The organism is Rhizobium sp. P28RR-XV (assembly GCF_012641385.1).
Classification (GTDB): Bacteria; Pseudomonadota; Alphaproteobacteria; order Rhizobiales; family Rhizobiaceae; genus Rhizobium.
The window spans coordinates 139,141-159,803 of record NZ_JABAIG010000013.1; the positions used below are offsets into that span (position 1 = coordinate 139,141).

Genomic DNA, 20,663 nt, shown 5'->3' on the forward strand with positions numbered 1-20,663 from the left:
ATTTTCATGGCTCCGGGCACGCCCGGTTCGTCACGAATCAAGTGTAAAAACAATACTGCCTAAGGGAATCTGCGGGAAGGGAGCTGGCTAAAAAATAAGCCCCGGCATTTTGTCAATGCCGGGGCCACAAGATGTTGTGGATATTGATTTTGTAATCAGTATCTGTAGTGGTCGGACTTGAACGGACCCTTCGGTGTGACGCCGATATACGATGCCTGCTCTTCGGAAAGCTCCGTCAGTTTGACACCGAGCTTGGCAAGATGCAGGCGGGCGACCTTTTCATCGAGGTGCTTCGGCAGCACGTAGACCTGGTTCTTGTACTGGTCGGGCTTGGTGAAGAGCTCGATCTGCGCCAGTGTCTGGTTGGTAAAGGAAGCCGACATGACGAAGGACGGGTGGCCGGTGGCGTTGCCGAGGTTCAAGAGACGGCCTTCCGACAGCAGGATGATGCGGTTGCCCTTGGCGAACTCGACCATGTCGACCTGCGGCTTGATGTTCGTCCACTTGAGATTACGCAGGGCGGCAACCTGGATCTCGTTGTCGAAGTGGCCGATATTGCCGACGATCGCCATGTCCTTCATCGCACGCATATGGTCGATGCGGATGACGTCCTTGTTGCCGGTCGTGGTGATGAAGATGTCGGCCGAGGAGACGACGTCCTCAAGCTGAACGACTTCATAGCCGTCCATGGCGGCCTGCAGGGCGCAGATCGGATCGACTTCCGTGACCTTGACGCGGGCGCCGGCACCGGAGAGCGAAGCGGCGGAACCCTTGCCGACGTCGCCATAGCCGCAGACGACGGCGACCTTGCCGGCCATCATGACGTCGGTGGCGCGACGGATGCCGTCAACCAGCGATTCCTTGCAGCCATACTTGTTGTCGAACTTCGACTTGGTGACGCTGTCATTGACGTTGATGGCCGGGAAGGGAAGCAGGCCCTTTTGGCTGAGCTGGTAGAGGCGGTTGACGCCGGTGGTGGTCTCTTCGGTCACACCCTTGATGGCGTCGCGCTGCTTGGTGAACCAGCCCGGCGATGCCTGCAGGCGCTTCTTGATCTGTGCGAAGAGGATTTCCTCCTCTTCGGAATGCGGATGGGAGAGCACGTCCTCGCCGGCCTCGGCGCGGGCGCCGAGCAGGATGTACATGGTGGCGTCGCCGCCATCGTCGAGAATCATGTTGGAAACGCCGCCATCGGTCCACTGGAAGATCTTGTCCGTGTAGATCCAGTAGTCTTCGAGGCTTTCGCCCTTGACGGCGAAGACCGGAACGCCGGAAGCGGCGATCGCGGCTGCGGCATGATCCTGCGTGGAGAAGATGTTGCACGATGCCCAGCGCACCTCGGCACCGAGGGCCACCAGCGTCTCGATGAGAACGGCTGTTTGAATCGTCATGTGCAGCGAGCCGGTGATGCGCGCGCCCTTCAGCGGCTGTGCTTCGCCGAATTCGGCGCGGCAGGACATCAGGCCCGGCATCTCGGTTTCGGCGATCGTGATTTCCTTGCGGCCGAAGTCGGCAAGGCCAATATCAGCGACGACGTAGTCCTTTTCAGTGCTCATCAGGGGTCTCCAGCCTGAACGATGCAGTCGCCGCTGGCGGACGCCTCGGCCGAATGCAACAAAAATTGCACGCTGACAGCGTGTGGAATGATGCCGTGTAGCAGGCTTCAGGGTGGAAATCAATGACGACATAAAGAGGTCTTTATGTCTTTATGTCCCGGTGGCGGACGGAGGAAAACTTATATTTCCTCGCCGAACTTGTTTGCCACCAGCTGGTCGAGCGCCTCGAGCGCTTCGGCGGCCTGATTGCCGCTTGCGGTCACCAGCACGCTGCAGCCGGGGCTTGCGGCCAGCATCATCAGGCCCATGATCGAATTGCCGCCGACGGTGGTGCCGTCTCTCGAAACGGTGATGGCGGCGTCGTATGCCTCGACGGTCTGGACGAATTTTGCCGAGGCACGGGCATGCAGGCCCCGTTTGTTGATGATCAGGAGTTCCCGGGAAAGCTCGGTCATGGGGGCTGTGTCTGCCTCGTTATTTGCCACTGAGCACACGGCTGGCCACATTGATATATTTGCGCCCGGCCTCTGAAGCTTCCACCAAGGCCCTTTCCATGTTGTTGTCGCCGCGCACGCCTGCGAGCTTGATCAGCATCGGCAGATTGACGCCGGCGATGACCTCGGTGTGGCCGCTATTCATGACGGAGATTGCGAGATTGGAAGGAGTGCCGCCGAACATGTCGGTGAGGATGATGACACCGTGCCCGTCATCGGCGCCGGCAACGGCCTGCAGAATGTCCTGCCGGCGCTTGTCCATATCGTCTTCGGGACCAATGCATACCGTCTCTATGAACTTCTGCGGACCAACGACATGCTCGACGGCATGCCGAAACTCTTCAGCCAGCTTGCCATGAGTGACAAGCACAAGTCCAATCATGATATTACTGCTCCCATGGCATACGCAAACAGGTGGCCAATATCGCAATGCAGCAATGTCGTCCACCGGTGGGGGGACATCTTGGCGATGAAAAGGCGAAGTGCAAGCTTAAAATATAGGATTTGCATGCCTATGCGGGCCTAAATGGCCGTTTAATCGAAACTCGCGCCGATTTTCGCCATTATGACGGCGAGGGGATTCGTGGAGGTTGCGGCCAGACGGATCAGGGGCAACCTGATGGAGTCGGTGATATCGATCTGCTCGTCCTCCGGCGGCAGCCTTTCGGCCGCTGCCGGGTCCACCGCGCGAACGGCGAAGTGCATTTCGCCCCGCGAAACATAAGGCATCCGAACAATCCCGGTATAACGGATTTCCATTAATCCGGCGATTGAGGGCGGACATTCGGCGATGGTGGAACCGTTGCGCTTGGCTATCAACACGCGATCATCGGCAATCAGGCTCGCCGCAAGTCCGAGCGGTTTGGCCGCCGCCAGGCATGAGAAGGCAAGGGTGGATTTGCCGCTGCCCGAGGGGCCGAGAAACAGGAATCCGGTCCCGCCGATGACGATTGCAGTCGCGTGGATATTGGTCGCGTCGTCGGTCATGCGGGCGCTCACGCCTGTGTCTGCGCGGGCAACGACAGGATGAAGCGGGCGCCGAGCAGCGTCGTGCCATCGCTGTCGACGATGTTCTCGGCGCGTAGCGAGCCGCCATGCGCCTCGGCGATCTGCCGGCTGATCGACAGGCCAAGGCCTGAATTCTGCCCGAAACCTTCCGATTCCGGCCGGTCGGTATAGAAACGCTCGAAGATGCGATCGATGTTTTCGGCCTGGATGCCGGGGCCGTTATCCTCGATATAGATGATACAGCGCGTTCTCGTGCGCGTCAGCCGCACCGTGATCTTGCCGGTGCCGTTCGGAACAAAAGATCGAGCGTTTTCAATAAGATTGGTGATAATCTGGCCGATACGCAGATCGTGACCGACGACGGTGAACTTTGCTTTGTTGGCCGGCTTGGGGTCGGCCACATATTCGATCTCGACCGCCCTCTTGCTGTGGCCGACCTGACGGGAAATGTCGATCATGTCGCGCAGCAGCACTTCCAGATCGAGCGCTTTTTCATCCGAGCGGGCGAGTTCCGCGTCGAGACGCGAGGCGTCGGAAATGTCGCTGATCAGGCGGTCGAGGCGGCGGACGTCATGCTGGATTACGTCCATCAGACGCTTCTTGGAATCGTCGCTCTTGGCGAGCGGCAGGGTTTCAACCGCGCTGCGGAGCGACGTGAGGGGGTTCTTGAGTTCATGGCTGACATCGGCCGCGAAACTTTCGATCGCGTCGATGCGGTCGTAGAGAGCCGACGTCATGTCACGAAGCGCGATCGAGAGGTTGCCGATCTCGTCCTGGCGGGCCGAGAAATCCGGAATTTCCTCACGCTCCTTCGCCCCGCCGCGGCGCACGCGGATGGCCGCGGCCGAGAGCCGGCGCAGCGGATTGGCGATGGTGGAGGATAAAAGCAGTGACAGCACGACATTGACAAGCGTCGCGACGCCAAAGACGCGCATGATCGCCAGACGCTCGGCATGAACGATCTTGTCGATGTCGCCGGCCTGGGTCGAGAGCAGCAAGACACCGAGAACAGCGCGGAAGCGCTGGATCGGCACGGCGACGGAAACGATCAGTTCGCCCTTTTCCGTGGTGCGGACGACCGCGCCGCGCACACCCGTTAGCGCGTTCATGACTTCCGGATAGATCGAGCCGTCGCCGCCGGGTGCCTCCTTATATACAGGCAAGTTGCCCGGCTGCAGCATCTTGTTGAGCAACCCGCTGAACCAGTCGGACCAGCTCTGCTTCTCGTCGTCGACCGGCGGCAGATCGTAACGCAGCACCTGGCCGCGCGAATAAAGATGGCGGCTGTCGAGCAGCAGATTGGCATCAGCGTCGAAGATGCGGGCGCGGGTGCGCGTCGGCGAAATCAGCCGGGTCAGCACCGGCGCCACCTTTTCCGGATCGATCGGGAATTCCAGGTCTTCGTCGTTTGGAACGGGCGTGATGCTCTGGCCGGCCTGCAGCTCCAGGAGCTTCTGCGGATCGATGGTGATGGAGTTGGTGTCGACCGATGCCGAAGCCGAGACGGCGCCTGCGATGATCTCGCCCTGCGTCAGCAGGCTTTCGACGCGGGCGTCGATCAGGCCCTCACGGAACTGGTTGAGGTAGAGAATGCCGCCGACGAGGACGACGAGGGCGGCGAGATTGAAGAACAGGATACGCCGCGTCAGGCTCGAAAAGACGGCATTGCCGAAGATGCGGCGGATCAGGACGAAGGGATGGGTCCAGCGCCGGCGCGCGATTCGAGCGCCGCTCGGGCTTTCCGAGTCGTCTATCTCTCTATCCTGCACTAGCTGTGCCAAGCCAACGGCCCTTTCGAAGGACGGGATCGGCGACCCCGTCCGCATGCTCTTATTCCATCGCCCGCCGTATGGTCTATGGTCCAGTTAACTATCAGGCGGCTTCGCGGAAGCGATAGCCGACGCCATACAGCGTCTCGATCATATCAAAATCGAGGTCGACCATCTTGAATTTCTTGCGCAACCGCTTGATGTGGCTGTCGATCGTGCGGTCGTCGACATAGACCTGCTCGTCGTAGGCGGCGTCCATCAGGGCGTCGCGGCTCTTCACAACGCCGGGGCGTTGCGCAAGGGAATGCAGGATGAGGAATTCCGTGACGGTCAGCGTCACCGGCTCGCCCTTCCAGGTGCAGGTGTGCCGTTCCTGGTCCATGACGAGCTGGCCGCGTTCCAGCGAACGGGCCTGTTGCGGCGCACCCGGCTTGGCGGCCGCATTGCCGCCTGCAGCATTCGCGGCTTCGCGGGCCGAGGCGCGGCGGAGCACCGCCTTGACGCGCTCGACCAGCAGACGCTGCGAGAATGGCTTGGTAATGAAGTCGTCGGCGCCCATTTTCAGGCCGAAAAGCTCGTCGATCTCTTCATCCTTCGAGGTCAGGAAGATCACCGGTATATCGGATTTCTGGCGCAGGCGGCGCAGCAGCTCCATGCCATCCATGCGCGGCATCTTGATATCGAAGATCGCTAGTTGAGGCGGCCGGGCAAGCAGGCCGTCGAGCGCCGAGGCTCCGTCCGTATAGGTTTCTACCTTATATCCCTCTGCTTCCAATGCAATCGATACGGAAGTGAGGATATTGCGGTCGTCGTCAACGAGCGCGATTGTCAACATGGTGTTCGTCTCCGTCATCAGTGCGCGTCTCCCGGATTTGGAATCCAGCCCAGGCGGTCTGCCAGCTCGGTCGGCGGTAACCTGGCGCGCTTATGGGGATAAAGGTGGAACAAATTGTGGCAAAGATAAAGGGGAGGATTGTCGCGGAGAAAAACCCTTGCGCAATGGTTGTGCGACGAAACATCTCGCCATGCCTCATTCAAACGATTTAAAATTATCGATGTTTATTTAAATCGATTAAATAACTGATATCATTAAAGTTTTTTTGTTTTTTGCTCTTGTGCTTTTAAAAAGAGCCCTCTACGCTTTAGATAGTTCTAACGGCCAAGCCCCTTTGTAGAGGAAAATGTGATGGAGCAATTCGGCGTTCGCAATCCCGCAACCGAACTGGGATCGATCGGCTTGGGAGCCGCCGCCAGTGTTCGCTATAACCTCATGGAAGCCCACCTTTACGAGGAAGCGATTCGCCGTCAGGAAGCCGATCTGACCGCCGACGGTGCGCTCAGGGCTCTGACCGGACAGCACACCGGCCGTTCCCCGAAGGACAAGTTCGTCGTGCGCAACGCCACCACCGAAGATCAGATCTGGTGGGATAACAACAAGCCGATGTCGCCGGAACATTTCGAGCTGCTGCATGAAGATATGCTGGCGCATGCACGCGGCAAGGACCTGTTCGTCCAGGATCTGATTGGCGGCGCTGACGTCGAATATGCACTGCCGACGCGCGTCGTCACCGAATTCGCCTGGCACTCGCTGTTCATCCGCAATCTGTTGATCCGGCCGGAGCGCATCGCGCTCGAAAGCTTCGTGCCGCAACTGACGATCATCGATCTGCCGAGCTTCCGCGCCGATCCGGAGCGCCATGGCTGCCGCACCGAGACGGTGATCGCCTGCGACTTCGTCAACGGCATCGTCCTGATCGGCGGTACGTCCTATGCCGGCGAAATGAAGAAATCGGTGTTCACGGCATTGAACTACATGCTGCCGGAGCGCGGCGTCATGCCGATGCACTGCTCGGCCAATGTCGGTCCCGAAGGCGATGCCGCGATCTTCTTCGGCTTGTCTGGCACAGGCAAGACGACGTTGTCGGCCGATCCGACCCGCACGCTCATCGGCGACGACGAGCATGGCTGGGGTGAAAACGGCATCTTCAACTTCGAAGGCGGCTGCTACGCCAAGACCATTCGTCTGTCGGCGGAAGCCGAACCGGAAATCTACGCAACGACCCGCCGTTTCGGCACCGTGCTGGAAAATGTCGTGCTCGATGAGCATGGCCGTCCGGATCTCGACGATGGCTCGCTGACGGAAAACACCCGCAGCGCCTATCCGCTGCATTTCATCCCGAACGCTTCGGAATCCGGCATGACAGGCCATCCCGAGACGATCATCATGCTGACGGCCGATGCCTTCGGCGTCATGCCGCCGATCGCCAAGCTGACGCCGGACCAGGCAATGTACCACTTCCTATCCGGCTACACCGCCAAGGTCGCCGGCACGGAAAAGGGCGTCGTCGAGCCGGAAGCTACCTTCTCGACCTGCTTCGGCGCTCCCTTCATGCCGCGCCATCCGGCCGAATACGGCAACCTACTAAAGGAGCTGATCGCCCGCCACGGCGCTCGTTGCTGGCTAGTCAACACCGGCTGGACTGGTGGCGCCTACGGCAAGGGAGGCCGCATGCCGATCAAGGCGACGCGCGCCCTGCTGGCCGCTGCCCTGAAGGGCGCTCTCGACAATGTTGAGTTCCGCATCGATCCGAACTTCGGCTTCGCGGTCCCCGTTGCCGTCGAGGGCGTCGACAGCGCCATCCTCGACCCGCGCTCCACCTGGGCCGATGGCGATGCCTATGATGCGCAGGCCGAGAAGCTGGTGCAGATGTTCGTCACCAACTTCGCCAAGTTCGAGGATCACGTCGACGGCAACGTTCGCGATGCCGCGCCGGGAATGCCGGTCGCTGCAGAATAATCATCCACAGTGGGAACGACTCACGTGAAACCCGGCGGCCAGGTCGCCGGGTTTCATTTTATTCGGCAGTAGTTTTCAACCGCGCACTGATGTGGGATAGACAGGCGCGGAGAAAATCATGGCCAGCGAAGCGCTTTACATCAACGACCGGATCACGATTGCCGGCTGGGAGCTGACGGAACAGTTCGTTCTGGCGGGTGGTCCCGGCGGTCAGAACGTCAACAAGGTCGCAACGGCTGTCCAGCTTTTCTTCAATGTCCAGAACTCTCCCTCGCTGACGGATCGAGTCAAGGCGAATGCCGTCAAGCTTGCCGGTCGGCGTGTCTCGAAGGATGGCGTGCTGATGATCGAGGCCAGCCGTTTCCGCAGCCAGGATCGCAACCGCGAGGACGCGCGCGAGCGCCTGAAGGAACTGATCCTCGAAGCCGCCGCCCCGCCGCCGCCGCCACGCAAGAAGACCAAGCCGACCAAGGGGTCGATCGAGCGCCGGCTGAAGGAAAAATCCGGTCGTTCCGAGGTCAAGAAGATGCGCGGCAAGCCGGGTGGCGATTAGGCCGGCTTTTCGGGCTGTGGTTTTGGTTCGGTTGGATGAAAATGGTGGTTGTTGGGTGAGAGCGAGTTTGCCGTGACTCCTTGTCTGGCCCCTCATCCTGGCCTTCTCCCCGCATTGCGGGGAGAAGGGACAAGCGCACGAAGCCGCAAAGCCTCTGTTTGTAAAGAGCCCGCTTAAGGCAAGATAGACTCCTCGCCCCCGCTTGCGGGGAGAGGGTCGGGGTGAGGGGCCAGGCACAATAACGCGGCAATGATATCTTCACCTGACCGGCACCATCGCAGGAACCAAAAAATGCTGCTCCCCAACGGAATTCGCCATCTGCCTGATTATCTCGATCGTTCCGCCCAGGAAGCGCTGGTCGAAGCAATCCGCGTCGTCGTGGCCGAGGCGCCGCTCTACACGCCGGTCATGCCCGGCACGGGCAAGGAAATGTCGGTGCGGATGACCAATTGCGGCTCGCTTGGCTGGGTCACGGACAAGCAGCGCGGCTACCGCTACCAGCCGACACATCCGGTCACCGGTCGCCCCTGGCCGGCCATGCCGTCGCAACTGCTCGATTTCTGGAGTGATATAGCAGGCTATGAAAAACCGCCGGAGGCCTGTCTCGTCAATTTCTACTCTGACGATGCCCGCATGGGCCTGCATCAGGATCGCGACGAACAGGATCTCAACGCGCCCGTACTGTCGATCTCGCTCGGCAACACCTGCCTTTTTCGGGTCGGCGGTCTCAGCCGCGATGATCGCACGCTATCCTTCAAGCTTTCCAGCGGCGATATCGTCGTTCTCGGCGGCGAGGGAAGGCTGTGTTTTCACGGCGTCGATCGCATCTACCCGGCCACGTCGACATTGCTGAAGAACGGCGGGCGGATCAACCTGACGCTCAGGCGCGTTCAACCCTGACCCTCAAAGCTTCCTGAGTGCCACCTGCTCGATCAGATGATTCTTGCCCTTCTGCAGGATAAGGTCGGCGCGCGGGCGCGTCGGCAGAATGTTCTGGCGCAGGTTCTTCAGGTTGATGTTCTTCCAGAGTCCCTCGGCAATCGCCAGCGCCTCTTCTTCGCTGATCGAGGCGTAGCGGTGGAAGAAGGAGTTGGGGTCGCGGAACGCCGTTTCGCGCAACCGCATGAAGCGGGCGACATACCAGTTGTGGATCAGCTCCTCGTCGGCGTCGATATAGATCGAGAAGTCGAAGAAATCCGAGACCATCGGCACGATCTTGCCATCAGCTGGCAGATGCCGCGACTGCAGCACGTTGATACCCTCGAAGATCAGGATATCCGGGCGGTCGACGGTCTTGAACTCGTTCGGCAGCACGTCATACACAAGATGCGAATAGGAGGGCGCCTGCACGTTCGGCTGGCCGGCCTTGATAGCCGAAAGGAAGCGCAGCAGCGCTGCTGTGTCGTAGCTTTCCGGAAAACCCTTGCGCTGCATCAGGTTGCGGCGCTGCAATTCGGCGTTCGGATAGAGAAAACCGTCCGTGGTGACGAGATCGACCTTCGGGCTCGACGGCCAGCGGCCCAGCAATTCCTTCAGGATACGGGCCGTGGTGGATTTGCCGACGGCGACCGAGCCGGCGATGCCGATGACGAACGGCGTCTTGGCGATGTCGGAAAGGCTGAGGAACCGATTGCGCTGCTCAAACAGGATTTGTGAGGATTCCACATGCGAGGAGAGCAGTCGTGACAGCGACAGATAGATGCGCCTGACTTCGTCGAGATCGATCGGGTCCCCCATGGAGCGCAGCCGCTTCACTTCGTCGGCGGTCAGCGTCAGCGGCGTGTCGGCCCGGAATTTCGCCCACTCTTCCGAGGAAAAGAAATAATAGGGCGAATAGGCTTTGGCCTGGAAAATATCGAGTGTCTCGTGTGCTGGCTCGGTCTTGGTGGCTATCGTCATTGCGTTTTACCGGCTTGCCTTCTCTTGAAGGCCGGATTGAGTAGTGCGCCTTTCGAGCTCACCCATGACATTCTGCAACGGAATGTCGGCAATCTTCAACACGACCATAAGGTGATATAGCAGATCGGCGGCCTCATAAGTAAGGTTGTCGCGATCGTTGGTGACGGCAGCCATTACGGCTTCGATCGCCTCCTCGCCCAGTTTCTTCGCCGCCTTCGGCTGGCCGCCAGCAATAAGCTTCGCCGTCCAGGATTCCTCGGGCGAAGCCTTGGAGCGCTCCTCGACGATATGTTCGAGGTCGGAAAGGGTAAATCCGCTCATTGGTCGCTGTCTCCTAATCCAGCCGCATGGGAATGCCGCGCTCGGCCATGTAGCGCTTTGCCTCGCCCACCGAATAGGTGCCGAAGTGGAAGATCGAAGCGGCAAGAACCGCCGTCGCATGACCTTCCTTGACGCCGGCAACGAGATCGTCGAGATCACCGACGCCGCCGGACGCAATGACGGGGACACGCACGGCATCGGCAATCGCCCGCGTCAGCTCCAGATCGTAGCCGACCTTGGTACCGTCGCGGTCCATGGAGGTGACAAGCAGCTCGCCGGCGCCGCGCTCGACCATCTTGCGGGCAAAATCGACGGCATCGATGCCGGTCGCGTTGCGGCCGCCATGGGTATAGATCTCCCAGGCGCTCAAATTGTCGCCGCCGAGCGCCTCGGTGCGTCGCCGCTTGGCGTCAATGGAAACGACGATGCACTGGTTGCCGAATTTGTCGGCCGCCTCGGCGACGAAATCCGGATTGTTGACCGCCGCCGAATTGATCGAAACCTTGTCGGCGCCGCAGAGCAGCAGCTTGCGGATGTCGGCGATCGTGCGCACGCCGCCACCGACTGTGACGGGCATGAAGCATTGTTCCGCCGTGCGGGCCACCACGTCGAAGATCGTGTCTCGATTGTCTGAGGAGGCGGTGATGTCGAGGAAGCAGAGCTCGTCGGCCCCGGCGGCGTCATAGGCCTTGGCAGCCTCGACCGGATCGCCGGCATCGACGAGATTGAGAAAGTTGACGCCTTTGACGACGCGGCCGTCCTTGACGTCGAGGCAGGGGATGACACGGGCTTTCAGGGTCATTGCGCTGCCTCCTTGGCCTGCTTGATCAGGGCCAGTGCCTCTTTCGGATCGATCCGACCATCATAGAGCGCGCGGCCGGAAATCGCACCCTCCAGTTTGCGGGCGTCCGGCTGGATCATGCGGCGGATATCGTCGAGCGAGGCGAGGCCGCCAGACGCGATGACGGGGATGGAAACGGCATTGGCCAGTTCGAGCGTCGAGGGCCAGTTGATCCCGGTCAGAATGCCGTCACGGTCGATATCGGTATAGATGATGGCGGCAACGCCGGCGCCCTCGAATTTCTTCGCCAGTTCGATGACGCCGAGTTCGGACGCCTCGGCCCAGCCCTCGACCGCCACTTTACCGCCCTTGGCGTCGATGCCGACGGCGATGTGACCCGGAAACCGTCTGCAGGCCTCGACGACAAGCGCCGGATCGCGCACGGCCACCGTGCCGAGGATGACGCGGGCAAGCCCGCGCGACAGCCAGTTTTCGATATGGTCGAGCGTGCGGATGCCGCCGCCGAGCTGCACCGGATTTTTCGTCGCCTTGAGAATGGCGTCGACGGCAGCGCCGTTCACTGTCTCGCCGGCGAAAGCGCCGTTGAGATCGACGACATGCAGCCATTCGAAGCCCTGGTCTTCAAAGGCTTTCGCCTGGGCGCCTGGATCGGGATTGTAGACGGTCGCCTGCTCCATGTCACCGAGCTTCAGGCGCACGCATTGCCCGTCCTTGAGGTCGATAGCGGGAAAGAGAATCATGTTGTTTCCGTTTCTTTCGCGCGAGCCTTACGGCTTCCAGCGCAGGAAATTGGCAATCAGGGCGAGGCCGAGCTTCTGGCTCTTTTCCGGATGGAATTGCGCGCCGGCGATGTTGTCGCGCCCGACGAAGGCGGTCATCGGCCCGCCATAGTTCGTCGTCGCGATCACATCGTCCCCAAGGTCGGCGGCCAGATGGTAGGAATGGACGAAATAGGCGTGCAGGCCGTCAGGCCCGGTCTCGATCCCATCGAAGAGTGCGTGCGGGTGGCGGATATCCAGCGTGTTCCAGCCGATCTGCGGGATTTTCAGGTTAGGATCGCTCGGCGTCATTTCCTTGACGTCACCCTTGATCCAGCCGAAGCCTTTCGTGATCGTCTTTTCCAGCCCGCGCGACGACAGCAGCTGCATGCCGACGCAGATGCCAAGGAAGGGACGCGCCTTGTGTTCCACGACGTCGACGACGGCTTCCGCCATGCCGGGCACGGCATCGAGGCCCCGACGGCAATCGGCATAGGCGCCGACGCCTGGAAGCACGATGCGGTCGGCGGTGGCGACGCGCTCGGCGTCATCGGTCAGGTCGATCTCTGCGTCGATGCCTGCCTCGCGGGCGGCCCGTTCGAAAGCCTTGGTGGCCGAGCGCAGATTGCCGGAACCATAGTCGATAATCGCGACGCGCATGATCAGCGTCCTCCGTCGTAGCCGGGAAGGCCGAAGCTCGGGCCCGGGCGGCTGCTATTGGTGTTGGTAGCCGGAATATCCCAGTTTTTCGGATGGATATCCTGGCCTGCTTCCTGCTCTAGCTGGGAAAAATGGATTTCCTCTGCGGTTGCCAGATCGTGCGCGGAGACGAGATTGCTTAGCTTCCAGCCGCGGCCGACAAGGCGGTCGCTCAGTGCATGCGGACCTTCGAGGGCAGCGAGAATATGCAAACCGAGCAGAAGTGCCGCGCCGGCGGCAAAGAAGCCCGGCTGGCGCATCAGCTCCAGCGCAATGCCCTGCAGCAGAAACGCGGCAATCGCATGCAGCCAAAGTCGATGGAAGAGCATCCAGAGCGTCGGAAACAGGAACACCGTCCACGAAAAGCCGTCGCGGATGAACCGCGTTTCGTCGCGATACCGATCCGATACTTCAGATCGGCTCGGCGCTCCTGGCGGAGTCAAAATTAAATAGCTTGCCATCTCTTCACTTTCCCCATGACGGGGCTCAGGCGAGCGTGCCTTTCGTCGAGGGCACTCGGCCTGCTTGCCGCGGATCGATCTCGGTTGCGGTGCGCAGTGCGCGCGCAACGGCCTTGAAGCATGTCTCGGCTATATGGTGATTGTTGGCGCCATAATGGTTGAGAATATGCAAGGTGATGCCGGCATTCTGCGCGAGCGCCTGGAAGAATTCGCGCACCAATTCGGTGTCGAAGGTGCCGATCTTCGGCGCGCTGAACGAAACGTTCCACACGAGAAAAGGCCGGCCGGACAGATCGACGGCGGCTTTCGTCATTGTCTCGTCCATGGCAAGGTCGATCGAAGCATAGCGGGTGATGCCGCGCCGGTCGCCCAGCGCCTTGGCAATCGCCTGGCCGATCGCGATGCCGGTATCCTCGACGGCATGATGGTCGTCGACATGCAGGTCGCCCTTGGTGTCGATTTCCATGTCGATCAGCGAATGTCGCGACAGTTGTTCCAGCATATGGTCGAAGAAGCCGACACCCGTTGAAATCGTCGACTTGCCGCTGCCGTCGATGTTGACGGAAACGGAGACCGAGGTCTCGTTGGTCTTGCGGGAAACGCTTGCCGTGCGGCTCGCTGCGGTCTCTGCCATGGGCTGCTCCATCGGAATACGGCCGTTCCATATCAGGCGTATCGGGAAATATCCAGAAGTTACGCGTGGGGCCTGCGTGTTTAGCCGGCTTGCCGCCATCATTCGGTCGCCGCCGCCATTTGCAATCGGAAAAACCCCTCTTACATAGGTGGCTGACGGGGCCGATAAGCGGCCCGGCAGAAAGCCCGCCGGAACGGGGGCAAACAGGTGTTAAATGACGACAATCGTGACTATTCGCAAGGGTGGCAAGGTGGTGATGGCTGGTGATGGCCAGGTGAGCCTTGGCCAGACCGTGATGAAGGGCAATGCGCGCAAGGTTCGCCGCATCGGCAAGGGCGATGTCATCGCCGGTTTCGCCGGCGCAACCGCCGATGCCTTCACTCTGCTCGAGCGCCTGGAAAAGAAGCTCGAACAATATCCCGGCCAGCTTATGCGAGCCGCCGTTGAGCTCGCCAAGGATTGGCGCACGGACAAATATCTGCGCAACCTCGAAGCCATGATGCTGGTTGCCGACAAGAACATAACGCTCGCCATCACCGGCAACGGCGATGTGCTCGAGCCCGAACATGGCGCCATGGCGATCGGCTCCGGCGGAAATTTTGCGCTCGCCGCCGCACGCGCGCTGATGGATAGTGACAAATCAGCGGAAGACGTCGCCCGCCGTGCCCTCGATATTGCTGCCGACATCTGCGTCTACACCAACCACAATGTGGTCGTCGAGACGCTTGATGCCGAAGCCTAATTTCCTCTCTTGATAGTTTCTAGCCCTGACAGGGAACATACGAAATGACCACTTTTTCCCCCCGCGAGATCGTTTCCGAACTCGATCGCTACATTGTCGGCCAGCATGAGGCCAAGCGCGCCGTGGCGATCGCATTGCGCAATCGCTGGCGCCGGCAGCAGCTCGAGCCCGAGCTGCGCGACGAAGTCATGCCCAAGAACATTCTGATGATCGGCCCAACCGGCGTCGGCAAGACGGAAATCTCCCGCCGCCTTGCCAAGCTCGCCGGCGCTCCCTTCATCAAGGTCGAAGCCACCAAGTTCACCGAAGTCGGCTACGTCGGCCGTGATGTCGAACAGATCGTCCGTGATCTCGTCGAGGTCGGCATCGGCCTGGTGCGCGAAAAGAAGCGCGCCGAGGTGCAGGCAAAGGCGCATATGAGCGCCGAAGAACGCGTGCTCGATGCGCTGGTCGGTGCTACCGCATCGCCGGCGACGCGCGATAGCTTCCGCAAGAAGCTGCGTGACGGCCAGCTCGACGACAAGGAAATCGACATCGAAGTTGCCGACACCGGTTCCGGCATGCCTGGCGGTTTCGAGATCCCCGGCATGCCCGGCGCCAATATCGGCGTCCTCAACCTGTCCGAAATGTTCGGCAAGGCCATGGGCGGCCGCACGAAGAAAGTGCGCACGACGGTCAAGGATTCCTATAAGGAACTGGTGCGCGACGAATCCGACAAGCTGATCGATAACGAAGCAATCCAGCGCGAAGCCGTGCAGTCCGCCGAGAATGACGGCATCGTCTTCCTCGACGAGATCGACAAGATCGCCGCTCGCGACGGCGGCATGGGTGCCGGCGTTTCGCGCGAAGGCGTGCAGCGCGACCTCCTGCCGCTGGTCGAAGGCACGACGGTTTCGACCAAGTATGGTCCGGTCAAAACAGACCATATCCTCTTCATCGCCTCTGGCGCGTTCCACGTGTCGAAGCCGTCGGACCTCCTGCCGGAACTGCAGGGTCGCCTGCCGATCCGCGTCGAGCTCCGGCCGCTGACCAAGGAGGATTTCCGCCGCATCCTGACCGAGCCGGAAGCCAGCCTCATCCGCCAGTACAGGGCGCTGATGGAAACGGAGGACCTGAAGCTCGACTTCACCGACGATGCCATCGACGCTCTCGCCGATGTCGCGGTGCATCTGAATTCTACAGTCGAGAATATCGGCGCCCGCCGTCTGCAGACCGTCATGGAACGGGTGCTAGACGATATTTCCTACAACGCTTCAGACCGCGGTGGCGTATCGGTGACCATCGATGCCGCCTATGTTCGCGAGCATGTCGGCGACCTCGCCAGCAACACCGACCTGTCCCGCTTCATTCTGTGAGCGAGCCGGCAAAAGCGATTTAAGACAGTAAGCACTCGACAGCGGGCCGTTAACTTTTTAGTTAGGGGCCCGTTTCTTTGTGTCGGATGGCTTTATTCGGCCCAGATTATCCGTCAGGCAGCCGCACGGAAACATTGGTTGAAACTTCGACAGGACAGCCATCTTGCGACGCATACTGATCACCCTTCTTCTGGCGGTCGCCAGTCTCTCCTGGTTGCCCGCCTATGCGGACGCGGCGACCGCGGTGCCTCCGGGCAACCGCAATGCCGAGCAGCCGCCGGTTCCCGGCGCTTCCGTGCGCCGCACGCGCGGCACGAATTCGACCTTTGAACGCAAATACCAGAAGGTCCGCGAACTGCTGGCGACCGACACCAAGCTGATGGCGAAGATCAAGTCGACTGCGCGCGCCTACGGCATCGAGCCGATCCACATCATCGGCGCGCTCGTCGGCGAGCACACCTATAATGTCGATGCCTATGACGGCCTGCAGTCTTACTATGTCAAGGCTGCCTCCTATGCCGGCCAGAGCTTCCGTTTCGCCTACAATGGCGAAAACGTCGACGATTTCGTCGCCCGGCCGCAATTCGACAGCTGCAAGGGCAAACAGGATTCCTACACTCTCTGGACCTGCCGCGAGGATGTCTGGGAAGACGATTTCCGCGGCAAGACGGTGGGCGGTAAGTCCTATCCCGACAATCGCTTCAGCGCGGTTTTCTTTCAGCCTTTCTATGCCGGCCAAACCTTCGGGCTCGGTCAGGTCAATCCACTGACGGCACTCGAGCTTTCCGATCTGGTCAGTCGTACCTCGGGTATTGCGAAGCTCGACGAGAAGGATGCCGGCGGCGTCTACAAGGCGATCATGGATCCGGACTTGTCGCTGGCCTTCGTTGCGGCATCGATCCGCAAGTCGATCGACGACTACCGCTCGATCGCGGGCATGGATATCTCAGGCAATCCGGGCATTACCGCGACGCTCTACAATCTCGGCAATTCCCGCAAGCGCGCTGCCGCCCTTGCCGCCAAGAACCGAAGCTCTTCGCAGCCCGTCTGGCCCGAGGAGAACTACTATGGCTGGCTCATCAATGATAAGCTGAGCGACCTGAAGTCGCTCCTTTAAACGCCCCTGCGCGACGTTTTATCGTCTGGATTTTGCTGGCGGCGTTCACCATATGGGATGAGCGGCCGCTCGGCCGCATGATTAGGCGACGGCCCGGTCTTCGAGGAGAATGGATCCCATGGACATGATTCCGGAAGCCTTTTCCCCGCCGGCGCCGATCCCGCGCACCGTCCCGCCGTCGCGATGGACGATCATCAAAACCATCCTGCGCAATCCGCTCGAACTCTGGGGTGAGCCGTCCTATACGCTACCGTGGATCAAGACGAAGTTCTTCAACGAGCGGACGCTGATCGTCAATGATCCCGGCCTCATCAAGCATGTTCTGGTCGACAATGCCGCCAATTACCGCATGGCCGACATCCGCCAGCTCGTGCTCCGGCCGATCCTGCGCGATGGTCTCCTGACGGCGGAAGGGCCGGTCTGGAAGCGTTCGCGCAAGGCTGTGGCACCGGTATTCACGCCGCGCCATGCGCAGGGCTTCGCCGGCCAGATGCTGAGCCAAAGCCTGGAATATCTGCATAAATACGATGAGATCGGCGACGAAGGTGCGGTGTTCGATATCGCTACCGACATGACCGAACTGACCTTCGCCATTCTGGCGGAGACCTTGTTTTCCGGCGAGATCGTCACCGAAGGCGAGCATTTCGCCGATGAGGTCAATGAGCTGCTGCACCGCATGGGTCGGGTCGATCCCATGGATCTTTTGCGCGCCCCTGCCTGGGTGCCGCGCATCACCCGCATCGGCGGCCAGCGCGTGCTTGACAAGTTCCGCGGCATCGTCCGCACCACCATGGACCAGCGCCTGGAAAAGATGCGCGGGGACAGAGCCAGCGCACCCGACGATTTCCTGACGCTGCTTCTGGAAAAGGCCGGTCCGGACGGGCTGACCATGGAGGAGATCGAGGACAATATCCTCACCTTCATCGGCGCCGGCCATGAGACGACCGCCCGTGCTTTGGCCTGGACGCTTTATTGTGTCGCCAATAGCCCGCATATTCGCGAGGCCATGGAAGAGGAAATCGACCGGGTGCTCGCAACCGATGCGAAGCCGGTCGCCTGGCTCGACCTGATGCCGCATGTCCGCGCCGCCTTCGAGGAAGCGATGCGCCTCTATCCGCCGGCGCCGTCGATCAACCGGGCCGCCATCGCCGATGACGAATGGACGAGCGCCAAGGGCGAGCGTGTGACGATAGAAAAGGGGATCACCGTCCTGATCATGCCCTGGACGCTGCATCGCCACGAACTCTATTGGGAAAAGCCGCGGGCTTTCATGCCGGAACGCTTCCTTCCGGAGAACCGGGCCAAGATCAACCGCTTCCAGTATCTCCCCTTCGGCGCCGGTCCGCGCGTCTGTATCGGCGCGACTTTCGCGCTGCAGGAAGCCGTCATCGCCCTTGCCGTCATGATGCGTCGTTTCCGTTTTGACTTGACGGAAGAAACCGATCCCTGGCCGGTGCAGAAGCTGACGACCCAGCCGCGCGGCGGATTGCCGATGCGGGTGAAAAGGCGATAAGAGTTGCGAATGCGAGATAGGGTTTCGCGTTTGCCGCTTCGATTTCATATCCCAAGGATAAATTGATCCGTGACATCTCACTTCCTGCTCGGCATCGATACGGGTGGAACCTACACCGATGCCGTTCTCTTCCATGAAACCGATGGTGTGGTTGCCAAGGCCAAATCGCTGACCACGCGGCATGATCTGGCCGTCGGCATTGCCGGCGCCGTCGATGCCGTCATCGCCAAGGCCAACATTCCCGTCTCGGCGATCGGCCTCGTCTCGCTGTCGACGACACTCGCCACCAATGCGCTTGTCGAAGGGCAGGGCGGCCGCGCCGGGCTGATCATGATCGGTTTCGGGCCGGACGATCTTAAGCGCGACGGTCTTGCGGAAGCGCTCGGGTCCGATCCCGTGCTCTATCTTCCAGGCGGCCATAATGTGCACGGCAATGAAAGTCCGCTCGATTTGACGGCATTGCGCGACGCGTTGCCGGAACTGGCGAAGTCGGTCTCCTCTTTCGCTGTCGCCGGCTATTTTGCCGTGCGGAATCCGGCTCATGAAATCAGGGCGCGCGATTGCATCCGCGAGCTCTCGCATCTGCCCGTCACCTGCAGCCATGAGCTTTCCTCGAAGCTCGGTGGGCCACGCCGTGCCCTGACAACGCTGCTCAACGCCAGATTGGTGTCAATGATCGATCGCCTCGTCGGCGCCTGCGAAGGGTTCCTGGCGACGCGCGGTATTTCCGCGCCGATGATGGTGGTGCGTGGTGATGGCGCTTTGATTTCGGCTGACGAGGCCAAACTCAGGCCGATCGAAACGATTCTGTCGGGTCCGGCCGCAAGTCTCGTCGGCGCGCGCTATCTCACCGGCCTCGACGATGCCGTCGTTTCCGATATTGGCGGCACCACCACCGACGTCGCCGTCATGGAGAATGGTCGGCCGCGACTGGATGCCGAAGGCGCCGTGGTCGGAGGCTATCGAACCATGGTCGAGGCCGTCGCCATGCGCACCTACGGCCTCGGCGGCGATTCCGAAGTGAAGATCAATGATCGCGGCCTTGTCGCCGCCTTCGAGCTTGGGCCGCGCCGGCTGCTGCCCCTGAGCCTCGCCGCCCACATGCATGGCGAGGCAGTGCTTGATATGCTGGAACAACAGCTACGGGCGCCGCATCTGGCCCGCAACGCCGGCCGCTTTGCGCTCCGCACCGGCGTACCGGATCATCTGGCAAGCGGTCTTACGGCGCCCGAGCAGGCGCTGTTCGACCGGATCGGCGCCATTCCCGTGGCGCTCGACAAGCTTTTGACGATGGCCTCGCAGAAGGCGACGTTGGATCGGCTGGTGGCGCGCGGCCTCGTGCATCTGAGCGGCCTGACGCCTTCGGATGCCATGCATGTGCTCGGCCGGCAGGGCCAGTGGAATACAGAGGCGGCGCGCCTCGGTCTGGCTTTGGCGATGCGGCTTAAGGATGGTTCCGGGCGCGCCATCGCCGCATCCGTCGAGGAACTCGCGCAGAAGATCATCGATCGGCTCACGCGCCAGTCCGCGGATGTCATTCTTGCGGCCTGCCTTGCCGAGGATGGCGTTGCCGATCTCAATCCGGCAAAATCCATCTCCATCGATCGCGCTCTTCGCCGTGCGCCGGGGATCGCCCGTTTCGCCATTTCGCTTGATCGCCCGCTTGTCGGGCTCGGCGCTTCCGCCCCGGTCTACTATCCTGCCATCGCAGAAATGCTGGCGACGGAGAGCGCCATTCCCGGCGATTCGGATGTCGCCAATGCCGTCGGCGCCGTCGTCGGTCAGGTGCGCACCAGCGTTACCGTTTTCGTCACCGTGCCGGAGGACGGCATCTATATGCTGAACGGCGCCGGTGAAAGCCTGCGCTTCACCGACGAGGACCGGAGTTTCGCCGGTGCCCGCTCACGTGCCGCCGAGGCGGCGATGGCCCAGGCAAGGCTCAACGGCGCGGTGGATCTCGTGTTGGCGATGGATGAGCGGGTGGATGCGCCTGAGGTCGAGGGCAGTCGAAAACTGATCGAGGCGCGGTTCATCGCGACGGCCAGCGGACGTCCGCGAATCGCAACGGATTGATTATTTCCCTCAACGCATAAATCTTTCGAACTATTGCCAAATTGACGGAAGCGAAACGATCGGCAAAGTGGCAGCATGTGAAAAATGAGCCATCAGATGGCCTTGAGGAGTA

Annotated in this window: 21 protein-coding genes; 8 read left to right on the forward strand and 13 right to left on the reverse strand. The window is 60.9% G+C overall.

What is annotated here, in order from left to right; all coding sequences use genetic code 11:
* Window positions 1-155: 155 nt before the first annotated feature.
* From ahcY to HGP12_RS26210, 6 genes are all read right to left on the reverse strand, one after another.
* Window positions 156-1,556 (reverse strand): adenosylhomocysteinase, encoded by a 1,401-nt coding sequence (gene ahcY / locus HGP12_RS26185; RefSeq protein ID WP_168841876.1) that lies wholly within the window; start codon window positions 1,554-1,556, stop codon window positions 156-158.
* A 179-nt stretch (window positions 1,557-1,735) separates the two neighbouring features.
* On the reverse strand, window positions 1,736-2,011 hold the full coding sequence (locus HGP12_RS26190; RefSeq protein WP_168841875.1) for an HPr family phosphocarrier protein: 276 nt from the start codon (window positions 2,009-2,011) through the stop codon (window positions 1,736-1,738).
* Window positions 2,012-2,030: 19 nt separating this feature from the next.
* A complete protein-coding gene (locus HGP12_RS26195; protein ID WP_015338202.1) occupies window positions 2,031-2,432 on the reverse strand; it encodes a PTS sugar transporter subunit IIA in 402 nt (133 codons plus the stop codon).
* 152 nt (window positions 2,433-2,584) lie between these two features.
* Complete coding sequence (locus tag HGP12_RS26200) at window positions 2,585-3,037, reverse strand: HPr kinase/phosphorylase (protein WP_168841874.1); 453 nt, start codon at window positions 3,035-3,037, stop codon at window positions 2,585-2,587.
* 8 nt (window positions 3,038-3,045) lie between these two features.
* Complete coding sequence (locus HGP12_RS26205) at window positions 3,046-4,839, reverse strand: sensor histidine kinase (protein ID WP_205926649.1); 1,794 nt, start codon at window positions 4,837-4,839, stop codon at window positions 3,046-3,048.
* A 91-nt stretch (window positions 4,840-4,930) separates the two neighbouring features.
* Window positions 4,931-5,662: a response regulator transcription factor gene (locus HGP12_RS26210; RefSeq protein WP_205926650.1), complete on the reverse strand. Its 732-nt coding sequence runs from the start codon at window positions 5,660-5,662 to the stop codon at window positions 4,931-4,933.
* Between the two features lie 351 nt (window positions 5,663-6,013).
* Between HGP12_RS26210 and HGP12_RS26215 the strand changes: the two genes are divergently transcribed.
* The 3 genes from HGP12_RS26215 (at window position 6,014) to HGP12_RS26225 (ending at window position 9,077) form a co-directional block, all read left to right on the forward strand.
* Window positions 6,014-7,624 (forward strand): phosphoenolpyruvate carboxykinase, encoded by a 1,611-nt coding sequence (locus HGP12_RS26215; protein ID WP_168841871.1) that lies wholly within the window; start codon window positions 6,014-6,016, stop codon window positions 7,622-7,624.
* A gap of 118 nt (window positions 7,625-7,742) precedes the next feature.
* Entirely contained in the window at window positions 7,743-8,177 is a 435-nt protein-coding gene (gene arfB / locus HGP12_RS26220) for an alternative ribosome rescue aminoacyl-tRNA hydrolase ArfB (RefSeq protein WP_168841870.1), read from the forward strand.
* 291 nt (window positions 8,178-8,468) lie between these two features.
* Window positions 8,469-9,077 carry an alpha-ketoglutarate-dependent dioxygenase AlkB gene (locus HGP12_RS26225; RefSeq protein WP_168841869.1) on the forward strand — a complete coding sequence of 203 codons (609 nt, stop codon included), beginning with the start codon at window positions 8,469-8,471 and terminating at the stop codon, window positions 9,075-9,077.
* Window positions 9,078-9,080: 3 nt separating this feature from the next.
* On the opposite strand, the gene coaA is transcribed toward HGP12_RS26225, so the two are convergent.
* Genes coaA through hisB form a run of 7 tightly spaced genes read right to left on the reverse strand, consistent with a single transcriptional unit; the run spans window position 9,081 to window position 13,751 of the window.
* On the reverse strand, window positions 9,081-10,076 hold the full coding sequence (gene coaA, locus HGP12_RS26230; protein WP_168841868.1) for a type I pantothenate kinase: 996 nt from the start codon (window positions 10,074-10,076) through the stop codon (window positions 9,081-9,083).
* Window positions 10,077-10,082: 6 nt separating this feature from the next.
* A complete protein-coding gene (locus tag HGP12_RS26235) occupies window positions 10,083-10,397 on the reverse strand; it encodes a phosphoribosyl-ATP diphosphatase (RefSeq protein WP_168841867.1) in 315 nt (104 codons plus the stop codon).
* A 13-nt stretch (window positions 10,398-10,410) separates the two neighbouring features.
* Complete coding sequence (hisF, locus tag HGP12_RS26240; RefSeq protein ID WP_168841866.1) at window positions 10,411-11,199, reverse strand: imidazole glycerol phosphate synthase subunit HisF; 789 nt, start codon at window positions 11,197-11,199, stop codon at window positions 10,411-10,413.
* A complete protein-coding gene (hisA, locus tag HGP12_RS26245; protein WP_168841865.1) occupies window positions 11,196-11,939 on the reverse strand; it encodes a 1-(5-phosphoribosyl)-5-[(5-phosphoribosylamino)methylideneamino]imidazole-4-carboxamide isomerase in 744 nt (247 codons plus the stop codon). The genes hisF and hisA overlap by 4 nt, the downstream gene beginning before the upstream one ends.
* A 27-nt stretch (window positions 11,940-11,966) precedes the next feature.
* The gene (hisH, locus tag HGP12_RS26250; protein ID WP_168841864.1) at window positions 11,967-12,617 is read right to left on the reverse strand and encodes an imidazole glycerol phosphate synthase subunit HisH; all 651 of its coding nucleotides are present in this window, start codon (window positions 12,615-12,617) and stop codon (window positions 11,967-11,969) included.
* 2 nt (window positions 12,618-12,619) lie between these two features.
* Window positions 12,620-13,117 (reverse strand): DUF2628 domain-containing protein, encoded by a 498-nt coding sequence (locus HGP12_RS26255; RefSeq protein ID WP_168841863.1) that lies wholly within the window; start codon window positions 13,115-13,117, stop codon window positions 12,620-12,622.
* Window positions 13,118-13,142: 25 nt separating this feature from the next.
* On the reverse strand, window positions 13,143-13,751 hold the full coding sequence (gene hisB / locus HGP12_RS26260; RefSeq protein WP_015338215.1) for an imidazoleglycerol-phosphate dehydratase HisB: 609 nt from the start codon (window positions 13,749-13,751) through the stop codon (window positions 13,143-13,145).
* Window positions 13,752-13,965: 214 nt separating this feature from the next.
* On the opposite strand from hisB, the gene hslV reads away from it, so the two are divergent.
* From hslV to HGP12_RS26285, 5 genes are all read left to right on the forward strand, one after another.
* The gene (gene hslV, locus HGP12_RS26265) at window positions 13,966-14,493 is read left to right on the forward strand and encodes an ATP-dependent protease subunit HslV (protein WP_168841862.1); all 528 of its coding nucleotides are present in this window, start codon (window positions 13,966-13,968) and stop codon (window positions 14,491-14,493) included.
* Between the two features lie 44 nt (window positions 14,494-14,537).
* Window positions 14,538-15,848: an ATP-dependent protease ATPase subunit HslU gene (hslU, locus tag HGP12_RS26270; protein ID WP_168841861.1), complete on the forward strand. Its 1,311-nt coding sequence runs from the start codon at window positions 14,538-14,540 to the stop codon at window positions 15,846-15,848.
* A 163-nt stretch (window positions 15,849-16,011) separates the two neighbouring features.
* Window positions 16,012-16,965 (forward strand): DUF1402 family protein, encoded by a 954-nt coding sequence (locus tag HGP12_RS26275; protein WP_168841860.1) that lies wholly within the window; start codon window positions 16,012-16,014, stop codon window positions 16,963-16,965.
* 118 nt (window positions 16,966-17,083) lie between these two features.
* Complete coding sequence (locus HGP12_RS26280; protein WP_168841859.1) at window positions 17,084-18,478, forward strand: cytochrome P450; 1,395 nt, start codon at window positions 17,084-17,086, stop codon at window positions 18,476-18,478.
* A gap of 69 nt (window positions 18,479-18,547) precedes the next feature.
* Window positions 18,548-20,551, forward strand: coding sequence for a hydantoinase/oxoprolinase N-terminal domain-containing protein (locus HGP12_RS26285; protein ID WP_168879647.1), 2,004 nt, complete (start codon window positions 18,548-18,550; stop codon window positions 20,549-20,551).
* Window positions 20,552-20,663: the final 112 nt, after the last annotated feature.